The 9,882-nt window shown below is 63.8% G+C and carries 10 protein-coding genes; 5 read left to right on the top strand and 5 right to left on the bottom strand.

The window, feature by feature from the left end; genetic code table 11:
- Positions 1–48 precede the first annotated feature (48 nt).
- On the bottom strand, positions 49–726 hold the full coding sequence (locus A5651_RS19075; RefSeq protein ID WP_066984368.1) for an SDR family oxidoreductase: 678 nt from the start codon (positions 724–726) through the stop codon (positions 49–51).
- Between the two features lie 182 nt (positions 727–908).
- On the opposite strand from A5651_RS19075, the gene A5651_RS19080 reads away from it, so the two are divergent.
- Positions 909–1,796 carry an MBL fold metallo-hydrolase gene (locus tag A5651_RS19080; RefSeq protein WP_231988743.1) on the top strand — a complete coding sequence of 296 codons (888 nt, stop codon included), beginning with the start codon at positions 909–911 and terminating at the stop codon, positions 1,794–1,796.
- A gap of 11 nt (positions 1,797–1,807) precedes the next feature.
- On the opposite strand, the gene A5651_RS19085 is transcribed toward A5651_RS19080, so the two are convergent.
- Both A5651_RS19085 and A5651_RS19090 read right to left on the bottom strand, forming a co-directional pair.
- Positions 1,808–2,194 carry a nuclear transport factor 2 family protein gene (locus A5651_RS19085; protein ID WP_231988744.1) on the bottom strand — a complete coding sequence of 129 codons (387 nt, stop codon included), beginning with the start codon at positions 2,192–2,194 and terminating at the stop codon, positions 1,808–1,810.
- Positions 2,181–2,894, bottom strand: a complete 714-nt coding sequence (locus A5651_RS19090) for an SDR family NAD(P)-dependent oxidoreductase (RefSeq protein ID WP_066984372.1) — start codon at positions 2,892–2,894, stop codon at positions 2,181–2,183. The genes A5651_RS19085 and A5651_RS19090 overlap by 14 nt, the downstream gene beginning before the upstream one ends.
- Before the next feature lie 139 nt (positions 2,895–3,033).
- Between A5651_RS19090 and A5651_RS19095 the strand changes: the two genes are divergently transcribed.
- Positions 3,034–3,960, top strand: a complete 927-nt coding sequence (locus A5651_RS19095) for a LysR family transcriptional regulator (protein WP_082943850.1) — start codon at positions 3,034–3,036, stop codon at positions 3,958–3,960.
- Here A5651_RS19095 and A5651_RS19100 read toward each other — a convergent pair.
- Positions 3,899–5,083: a YbfB/YjiJ family MFS transporter gene (locus tag A5651_RS19100; RefSeq protein WP_231988745.1), complete on the bottom strand. Its 1,185-nt coding sequence runs from the start codon at positions 5,081–5,083 to the stop codon at positions 3,899–3,901. The two genes, A5651_RS19095 and A5651_RS19100, sit on opposite strands and share 62 nt — an antisense overlap.
- Before the next feature lie 198 nt (positions 5,084–5,281).
- On the opposite strand from A5651_RS19100, the gene A5651_RS19105 reads away from it, so the two are divergent.
- Together A5651_RS19105 and A5651_RS19110 are read left to right on the top strand one after the other, a co-directional pair.
- Complete coding sequence (locus A5651_RS19105) at positions 5,282–6,697, top strand: NAD(P)/FAD-dependent oxidoreductase (protein ID WP_066984378.1); 1,416 nt, start codon at positions 5,282–5,284, stop codon at positions 6,695–6,697.
- A 346-nt stretch (positions 6,698–7,043) separates the two neighbouring features.
- Entirely contained in the window at positions 7,044–7,526 is a 483-nt protein-coding gene (locus tag A5651_RS19110; RefSeq protein ID WP_082943856.1) for a DinB family protein, read from the top strand.
- A 651-nt stretch (positions 7,527–8,177) separates the two neighbouring features.
- On the opposite strand, the gene A5651_RS19115 is transcribed toward A5651_RS19110, so the two are convergent.
- Entirely contained in the window at positions 8,178–9,047 is an 870-nt protein-coding gene (locus A5651_RS19115) for a DUF3592 domain-containing protein (RefSeq protein WP_197496680.1), read from the bottom strand.
- Positions 9,048–9,670: 623 nt separating this feature from the next.
- On the opposite strand from A5651_RS19115, the gene A5651_RS19120 reads away from it, so the two are divergent.
- Positions 9,671–9,882, top strand: a 212-nt coding sequence (locus A5651_RS19120; RefSeq protein WP_156663068.1) for a DUF222 domain-containing protein, incomplete at its 3' end; no start/stop codon positions are given.

A 9,882-nucleotide genomic window follows, 5' to 3' on the forward strand; every position in this document is an offset into this window, starting at 1 on the left:
AGATACAGACCAGCAATCGCGACGAAACTCATCGACCGTCGGACGCGGCTAGGCAGACATCGACAACTTGGCTTTGGCGTCGCGTGACGAAGCGTCGGCCAGCACCTCACGTTCGCCGCTGAACAGGCCGTCGAGTGCCGTCCTGGCCACTGCTGCCGGATCGGCCTTCTGATCGTCGGGAACGTAGCTCACCATGTCGGTGTCCATGTAGCCGACATGCAGGGCGGTGACATTGATGCCTTTCGGGGCGAGCTCGTCCCGTATCGCGTCGGTCATCGCCCACGCGGCGGCCTTGGCCGACGAGTAAGCACCGCTGGTTGCCGGATGCAACCAGGAAAGGACCGACAGCACATTCAGGATCGCTCCGCCGCCATCGCGCTCAAGCACCGGTGTGAACGCTCGGGTCACCTGCAGGGTGCCGAAGTAGTGGGCCTCCATCTCGGCTCGGATATCTTCCATTGACCCTTCCAGGAGGCCTGCGCGGGTAGAGATTCCAGCGTTGTTGATGAGCACGTTGACGTCGGCTGCCTGTTCGGCGGCGCGTCGGATCGAGTCGGGGTCGGTGATGTCGAGTTGGACCGCGACGGCGCCGGGGATGTCAACGGAGTTCGGGTTGCGGGCCGCGGCGTAGACCTTGGCACCGCGTGCGATCAGCTCGATGGCAAATCGCCGTCCCAGGCCCCGGTTTGCCCCGGTGACCAGTGCGGTGACGTGTTCGGCGTTCATGATTATTCCTTGGTCTCAGATGTTCGAGCTGTGACGGCTCGGTTGTCGACCGGCGGTTCACCGGTGTCTTTGCGTTAACCCTAATCAGCGCAGTGGAATTCCCTAAATGGAGTGGCTTCGTTGGGTAGAACGGTAAACGGCGCCGGATAGTCTCTCGCCAGCACGACCACGAAGGAGCAGGTATGCCAACCGCGACAAGGGGCGGTGCCGGACTCGGGGGACACTTCCCGATGAGCAGAGCGATCGGTGCGGCGCGCCAGCGATTCGCCATCGGCGTCGTGGGGGGTCCCACTGTGGTGATCGATTACGGCGGAACGCGTTTCGTCACCGACCCCACCTTCGACGAACCACGCGACTACGGCACCATGACCAAAGTGCTGCCGCCTGCTGTCAGCGCCGACGACCTGGGCCCCGTCGACGTGGTTCTGCTGAGCCACGACGACCATTACGACAATTTCGATGTCGCGGGCCGCACATGGGCACGCATCGCGGTACCACTGCTGCTGACCGGGCCCGGCGCTGCGTCACGCTTGGGCCCACCCGCGGTCGGACTGCCGACGTGGGCGCACACCGAGGTAGCCCGCGGCGATGGCTCCTCGCCGATCACTGTCACTGCGGTGCCTGCTATCCACGGCCCGCTGGACGGCACCCGTGACGCTTCGGGGCACGTCAACGCAGAGGTCACCGGATTCGTCCTGCAATCGGCGGACCTACCCACGGTATACATCAGCGGCGACAACGCCTCGCTGGAGCCGGCGGCTCAGATCATGCAGCGATTTCCCGACCTCGACGTCGGCGTGCTGTTCGCCGGAGCTTCCCGGCTGTCGACCAAGAACCAAGGGCGACCCCTGACCCTGACCGGACCCCGCGCCGCCGATGTGGCTGTGGTGCTGGGAGTGCCGCAAGTGGTGATCGCCCATATCACGGGGTGGTCGATCTACAGCGAGGACATCTCTGTTGTGCGGCATGCGTTCGAGGAGGCCGGAATCGGTGCGCGACTCGTGACTGCAGAGGCAGGGTTCTGGTCGGCACTGCGGCCGGTCGGCGATCCCGGTCCTCCCCGAGACTGAAGTCTGTTTCCTCATCCGTCGTTCTCGGCAAGAGGCGATGCCTGGTATTGGGCTATCTGCCACGTGTCGTCGGAACGTGTGAGCACCACGCCGATGGCCAACTTCACCGCAGGCCGATCGACATAACCAAACACCGCGGCCAGATATCCGAGCACGACTTCGCCTGCAAGAGAGCGACTTTGAAGCACACGGTAGGTGACCGTCATCCCGATAGGCTGCGAGTCGTAATATTCGGCCACCGTTTGCCGGCCCACCCCGTAGGGCCGCAGACCCTGGAACACCGCGTCCTCGGTGAACACCGCCGAAACCCGGCCGGGATCGTGGGTGTCGATTCCGGCCTTCCATTCGTCCATGGCCGAGGCAACGACCTGCGCAGCGTCCACGTCAGTGGCCTGCACTCTGACCACCGTCGACGTGAATAATATCGCCGGTGACGAACGGCGCATTCTCCAGATAGAGCACGGCGTCCACGACATCGCCCACTTCACCGATGCGTCCGACGGGGTGTAGTGCCGCCAGAGCATCGATGTCCGAGGGCTGATGCATCGGCGTCTTGATAATGCCCAAAGCAACTGCGTTGGAGCGGATTCCGTGAGAGGCGTACTCAACCGCCAGGGCGCGCGTGGCCGCGTTCAAGCCGCCTTTGGTCAGCGACGCCAAAGCGGATGGGACGGCGGAGTTGGCGTGATCGACCAGCGAGGTCGAGATCGTGACGAGATGACCACCCTCACCTTGCTCGATCATTCGGGCCACGGCCGCACGGGAGACCTCGAAGAAACCGCGGAGGTTAACGCCGGTGATGGCGTCGTAGTCACCGTCGGTGTATTCGGTCAGCGGCTTGGCGATGAAGATGCCCGCGTTGTTGACCACAGTGTCGACGCGCCCGAAATGTTCGATGGCGGCATCGATGACGCGTGCGCCGACACCGGGCTGACCGATGTCACCGGGGACGGCGAGCACCATCGGGTCATCGCTGTCGGTGATGGTACGAGAGTTCGCCACGACGGCGTAGCCGAGCTTGCGGTACCCGGCCACCAGGCCGGCACCGATTCCTTGCGATGCGCCTGTGATGACCGCGACGCGGGGGGTGGTTGTCATGGTGGTGTTCCCTTCAGTGAAGGCTGCTCTTGGTGCTGCTCTCGGCAACGCGCCGCCCAGCCGTTAGTAGTCCCAGGACAAGGGACCGCTTCGCTCGCAACTGGTAGCCCCAGGCTCTTACTGCACTACGCTGCACCGTGTGGAGCTGCGACAGCTGCGCTACTTCGTGACAGTGGCTGACGAGTTGAACTTCGGCCGGGCCGCCCAAAGGCTTCGCATCGCGGGTCCGTCGCTCTCACAGCAGATCAAGGCACTCGAGCGCGATCTGAAGGTGCAATTGTTCGACCGGGACAGGCGGTCGGTCGCGCTGACGGCGGCAGGCTCGGCGCTGCTTCCGCAGGCACGCGCGCTCATCGGACAGGCCGACGAACTGCGGCGGCAGGCCCTGGGCCTGTCGTCATCCGAGCCCATCCGTATCGGGTATGTGCAATGGTGTCCGACGAACTGGGCAGAGCGGGCCGCTGCGGTCGCGAAAGTACGCATGGACACGTGGGTGATGCCCTCGCATGCGCAGGCGGCTCGCGTCGCGGACGGCAGCTTGGATCTCGCGATTTGTTGGGTCGAGCGAAAAGATCTGCGGGCGTTATCTCTCGAAGCACAGTTGATCGGCGCCGACCGGCTGTATGCGTTGAATGTCGGACCGGACGCGTCGCCCGTCGATGCGGGCGATCTGACGGTACTGGTGGACTCCGACGAGTCAACCTGGTCGTCGTGGAACCGGTACGCCGAGCAGTTCGCCCGGGAGTCGGGCGCGCGACTAGTTCGTGTCGAGGACGGGGGAGTGACGGGTGCGACCTTCTTCGACCACGTCCGCCGGCTCCGCCGGCCGGTCCTGAACAATCCGAAAGGCCAAAACGACGCGTCGCCGCCGGACATGACACGGCGCCCGGTGGAGCGCCCGGTTCCGATGTGGACTTGGTCGCTCGTGTGGCGTCGGGATGATCCCAACCCGTTGGTCCGCGCAGTCGCCGGTGCCGTCGTGGCCGGAATCGATCGGCCAGACGTCAGCCAGCCAGGCTTCTGGCTGCCGCGGGACGATCCGCACCGCGCTGCGGCGGCGGGCTGAGTTCTCGGCAGCCCACGCGAAGCCAGGCTGCCGTGGCCGCCGACGCGGCGACCACTAGCGCCGCGGTCAGCAATGCATTGCGGAAACCGTGGTGCAGAAGGGGTGTCACGACGATCGGACCGGCGATCTGGCCCACCGAATAACCGGCGGTCAGCACGGCGACGGCACCGGGGACGGAAAGCTCCCGTCCTGCCGCCAACGCGACGTTGCTGATGCCGATGAAGGTCCCTCCGAACAACACTGCACCGATCAACGCCGGTGCGACGCCGTCGACGAGGGCAGGCAGCGCGATTCCGACGGCTTGCGCCAGCAATGCCACGATGAGCAGTGCCGGACGTGACCTCCTGGCGCTGAACCTCGCCCACAGCGCCGCCGAGGGTGCGGCGGCCAGCCCGACCATCACCCACGCGCCGCTGCACAACCAACCGGGCGAAGCTTCGCCGATGGCGGCGACCAGGAACGTACCGGCGATGATGTAGCCGACGCCTTCCAACGAGTAGCAAGCCAGTAGGACCACAAACCAACGCCGTGAACCGGTGCCTGCGGTCCTCGTGTCAACGGACAACTCGTCGCTGCCCCGCATATGCCATGCGGCCATCGCCAGCACGGCGGCAAGTGCGGCCGACGCCCACCACAGCCCACGCCACCCGGTGGCCGGGAGAACTGCCACGACGAGTCCCGACAAGGCGATACCGATGCCCACGCCACCGAAGCCCCAGCCGGACAATTGCACCGATCCGCCCCTGGAATGGTCGAGTATCCAGTCGACCGCGATGACGAACAGCACAGCGCTCGCAAATCCGGTGACTGCGCGAATCGCTATCCAAGCAAAGTCGTTGCGCGTCAGGGGCATCAGCGCCAGACCGACGACTACGGCAACCAGCGACAGCCGCCATGTCGCGGTCGTCCGGACGACACGCGGTGCCGCCGCGCCTACGAGTGCGCCGCCGAGGTAGCCGACGTAATTGGCAGTCGCGAGACCACCCGCGCCTACCGGAGTCAACCCCGTCTGCGATGTCATCAGCGGAAGGATCGGGGTATAGACGAACCGGCCGATTCCCATGGCCGCCGCGAGCGCTGCTGCGCCGCGGGCGATGTGGAGGTGCGATCGATGCCAGGCCATTCGACCATCGTCGGCGGAATTCCATAACAGGCGCCAGGACGCGATTACTCGCAGCTGGAAGGCGTTGCCTCACAGGCATGCGACCCCGGTCTGGGTGAGAAAAGCCGCCGTAACGGGTACCGGTGCTGTATCGACGCCCGTTCGATTTTCTACCGAAAGGCCGCGGATTCCGAACTTCAATTTAGGGGGTGAAGTCGGGTGACTGACGACTCTCGACCGGCGCAGGCCACATCCGACCGGGCCGACCGCGATGACCGGCCAAAGGTGCTGATCATCGGCGGAGGTTTCGGGGGTTTGTTCTGTGCTCGGCGTCTCGGACGGGTCGACGTCGACGTGACACTGCTGGACCGGGCCGCCTGCCACGTCTTTCAACCGTTGCTGTACCAGTGCGCGACGGGGACGTTGAGCATCGGCCAGATCAGCCGGTCGTTGCGTGAGGAACTGGCGCAGCACCGCAACGTGAAGACTCTGCTCGGTGAGGCGATTCGCCTGGATGCCGACCACCGTCGCGTGACGGCTCGTCGCCCCGACGAGTCGACCTTCGAGCTGGAATACGATTATCTCGTCATTGCAGCTGGGATGCGCCAATCCTATTTCGGCAACGAAGAATTCGCCGTTTGGGCTCCCGGGATGAAGACGCTCGATGACGCGCTGAGCATCCGTCGCCGAATCTTTGCCGCGTTTGAGGTCGCCGAGTCACTCCCGCCGGGTCCCGAGCGAAACGAGTGGCTGACGTTCGCTGTGACCGGCGCTGGCCCGACCGGCGTCGAGCTGGCCGGCCAGATCCGCGAATTGGCAACGCGTGCTTTAGCTAACGAGTTCCACAGCATTCGGCCCGAGGACGCGCGGGTCTTGCTGTTCGACGGCGGCGATCGCGTTCTCAAAGCGTTTTCGCCAGAGCTGGCCCAACGGGCGCAGCGCACACTCGAGGACCTGGGTGTCGAACTTCACTTCGGCGTGCACGTCACCGACGTCCGGCGCGACGGTGTGACCGTCACGCCCAAGCGCGGCGGTGACGCCGAGGTTTACCCCACCCGCACGGTGCTGTGGACGGCCGGAGTGGAGGCCGTGCCCTTTGCTCGCCACGCCGCAGAGATGTTGGACGGGAACACCGATCGATCGGGTCGTATCGCGGTGAACCCCGATCTGACGGTGCCGGGGCATCCCGAGGTGTTCGTCGTGGGTGACCTGGCCGGACGCGAGGGCCTGCCGGGTGTCGCTGAGAACGCCATGCAGGGCGGCCTACATGCCGCGGCCTGTATCCGGCGGGACGTGACCGGTGCCAAGCGCAAGGACTACCGATATCGCGATCTCGGCTCAGCGGCCTACATCAGTCGCGGCCACGCGCTGTTGCAGGCGGGTCCGGTCAATCTCAGCGGACTGCTCGGATGGCTGGGGTGGGGGTTCATTCATATCGCCTTTCTCACCGGGGTGCGCAACCGATTCAGCACGGTCGCGACGTGGTTGGCGACTATCGCGCGGGCCAACCGCGGGGACCGCGCGTTCATCTTGGGCGGGTCGGGACATCCCGAGGAGCCCTACACGTGGGAGTCGCCTGTGCATCAGAGTTACCATTCGCGCGAAGAGGATTCACCGCGCGACCAATCGGCGTAGCGAGACGGCGATATCAGTCTTCAAGCCTGCAGTCGGCGAACAAGCCGTGACTGATTCGAAGGACCTCGGACAACTCTAGATTCAGGCACCCGCGGCTTAGGGGTCGCGGCTCGGCCGTTCCGGATCGCGTTGAAATCGAAAGAGGCGTCTGGGATCTAACGCGTCTCTCACACCGCGCAAGCGTGCTAGGTCGTAGGCAGAGAAGGCCCCGGCTGCGCCCAGTGTTCCCTCGCAGAGTGAAGGCGCAAAGTGGCCGGCGTCTGCCGCGCGGGCTGCGGTGAGCTGGCGTCGGGGTGGGATGGCAGCATCGATAAGCGTGGCTTCGATAGAGCGGCCGATGCCGCCGATGGTTGGTGATGAGCGCACGACGCTGGAGAATTGGCTGGACTTCTATCGCGCGACATTGGCGCTGAAGTGTGAAGGTCTTCACGACGAACAGCTACGCGTTGCATCGGTACCGCCGTCAACTTTGACGTTGATGGGACTGATGCAGCACGCGGCGGAGGTGGAGCGGAATTGGTTTCGCCGGGTCCTTGCCGGCGAGGCGGCGCCACCGATTTTCGGGCCGAGAAATCATCCCGAAGGTCATGACGGCGGTTTCGAGGTATCCGAGCCCTCGTCCTATCGGGCCGCAATTGAGGTCTGGCAGAACGAAATCACGCATGCACGCGCCAATTGTGCTGAGCGTGGGCTCGATGACACCAGCGAGTTCATGGGCGGCCGGGTGAGTCTGCGCTGGATCTACACCCACATGATCGCCGAATATGCCCGCCACTGCGGACATGCTGATCTGATCCGTGAACGTATCGACGGCGCAACCGGAGTCTGACACCTCATACGAGGTGGCGATCGGAGCAGTAGCATCGCGGGGCAGCGCATGAAGCTCAACTTGACATAATGTGGCTTATCGGCATTGCGAAGTAGCGCGGGTTTCGCGGAATGAAGTATCCGCCCCTCGTGGGTGCCTGAAATTTGCGCATCACTCATTCATGCGTCCAGCGTTCGAAGAGATGCATGGAGGCCGGAGACAGGAAACACGTTCGGACGCATTTATTTCGGCACTCTTCACGCCGCAGTCTCATAACCGCAGCCAACATCGTGGGCCCCTCTTTCCGAGCCCTCCTCCATCCCACGGCGCTCCCTAGATACGTCACAGTGATGAATTGCTCTGGGCCGCAGGGCTTATGCACATCTGACGGTCGGCGCGCATCGGAGGGATTCGGGCCGAAAGCAGGGGCGCCGTAGCGAATAGTTACACTCGCGGTGGATTTCGCGTCAGTTTCGTCCAACCTGTCGTGCTTTTGATGTGTGGAGCATTGCGTCGCGAAGCCCGGTGCTCCCCGATCCACTTCGTCACAGTGACGTAATGTCCTTGTCCAGACTTCCGCTGGCGGCACGTGTTGAGCGTTCGTCGGCAAGCCGCAACGCCCTCCAGCTCCGCCGCCGCAATGCCCGAGCGCGCATACCAAAGCTACGACGATTAGACGGGTATGTCTTTCCCGCTGGCTTCCCCGCTCTCGGATTCTCGATGAATCTGCCGACGAGCCGCTAACTTCGTTGCGCCGAATGTGATACCGAGAAGGAGAAAAGGGGCGGCAAAAAGACCGAAAAGTGTTGGCAGAAACCAGATATGCCAGAATCGGTCGATTACTGCATCCTGCGGGTTATCCGGGCTGTAGCGGACAGGTACATGGTCTCCCACGTAGAACGACGGCGGGTTGGAACCCAGCCAGTTGGTGAACCGGACCGGGCCGCTACCCGGCGGCACGAATTCGACGACCGGACGGTAACCCTTGCCGGCATGAGAGAGGTCGACGACCGTACCAGCGGCGAAATGGTCCGCTGAAATCGACTTAGCGACCACTGCAGCGCTGATACCGGCGGTCAACGCGAACACCAGCCCGATCGACGTGAACACCACCGCCAAGACCGCCTTGGAGCCGCGGCGCCTCCGAATGAAATCGGGTGCGTCCAAGTCTGGTTGCCCCACAAATCCATCCGCCGACCCCTCCGCACCATTCGTTGGCGCGCAGACAGTGAGGAGGCTTGCGATCCAGGCGGCATTGTCGCGGACGTAGAACGCGATTTCGCCGGAAGGTGTCTGGACGACCAGGTGTTGCCGCCCGGACTTGATCGCCCGGTTGAAGGTCGTGGCTTCCCGTACACCGGTGATGTCGCCCACGGGCACCTCGATTACCTTGCCGGTCAACGAGTGAAAGAACAGTCCCCGCCGCGTCAGTGCAATCATCCCGTCGTTGTTGACGATCGGGTATCCGGCGACGGTCGCTCCCCGGTAGGTGCCCGGCTCAGGTGAACGGACTATCGCCTCGGCCGCGATCTGCGAATCCAACCGCCGGGCGATGACACGTCGGCGCCGGCGAAACCACAGGAAGACCAAACCCCATGCCAACAGCTGTGCCGCCAGAATTCCTGCAACCAGCGCAACGACGAACATCGTCGTACTCATCCGTGCGACCTCTATCCGCCTGCCCGCTTGCCGTCGGTGGATTGCCGACATGCAACAACGCCTGCGGCAAAGCTTAATCTGGCATTGGCCTGAACATCCGAACAATCGATGCGCAACGAATCTGGTTATGCGTGCAGCCGGTTGTCATCCTTGCAGCGCGATTGCTCATCCAGGTACAGACTTGGGCACCGAAACCCGGACAAGGGTGAGCGCTGGCGACATCTGCTCATGAGCCCGGGCCTGACAGGCCTATTACGTGACTGTTGCGTTTGCCAGAGAGCGGCGGGAACGGAAATTTCTGTACGACAGACACTTTGACGCTTCCGGCACACCGGCCATTCGAAAGGTGACGACTTCCGCAAAACGCCACTGCTGGGTCTACCGGTCGGCATTGCCGTCTACCTCGCGATGATCCCAGCCGCCTATTGGTTGGCCTTTCAGGTGTGACGTCTCCCTCGCCGGATGGGCCGGCATTCTTGTCGGTGTGCTGTGGCAGTATCGAATGTATGTTCGACTCCGAAGGTGCCGCGGTGGCGGTGCGTCCGATCGACCGTCTGGAGGTGTTGTTCGAGGAGTTGGCGGAGTTGTGCGGTCAGCGCAACGCGATCGATGGCCGCATCGTGGAGATCATCGCCGAGATTGACCGCGATGGGTTGTGGAGCATCACCGGGACGCGGTCGGTGGCGGCGATGGTGGCCTGGAAGCTGGGCGCCTCCAT

The organism is Mycobacterium sp. 1274761.0 (assembly GCF_001668615.1).
Taxonomy (GTDB): Bacteria; Actinomycetota; Actinomycetes; order Mycobacteriales; family Mycobacteriaceae; genus Mycobacterium.

Coding starts and splice junctions, on each gene's coding strand:
- A5651_RS19075 (WP_066984368.1), bottom strand. CDS start 726: ATGAACGCCGAACACGTCACCGCACTGGTCACCGGGGCAAACCGGGGC.
- A5651_RS19100 (WP_231988745.1), bottom strand. CDS start 5,083: ATGGCCTGGCATCGATCGCACCTCCACATCGCCCGCGGCGCAGCAGCG.
- A5651_RS19080 (WP_231988743.1), top strand. CDS start 909: ATGCCAACCGCGACAAGGGGCGGTGCCGGACTCGGGGGACACTTCCCG.
- A5651_RS19110 (WP_082943856.1), top strand. CDS start 7,044: ATGGTTGGTGATGAGCGCACGACGCTGGAGAATTGGCTGGACTTCTAT.
- A5651_RS19090 (WP_066984372.1), bottom strand. CDS start 2,894: ATGACAACCACCCCCCGCGTCGCGGTCATCACAGGCGCATCGCAAGGA.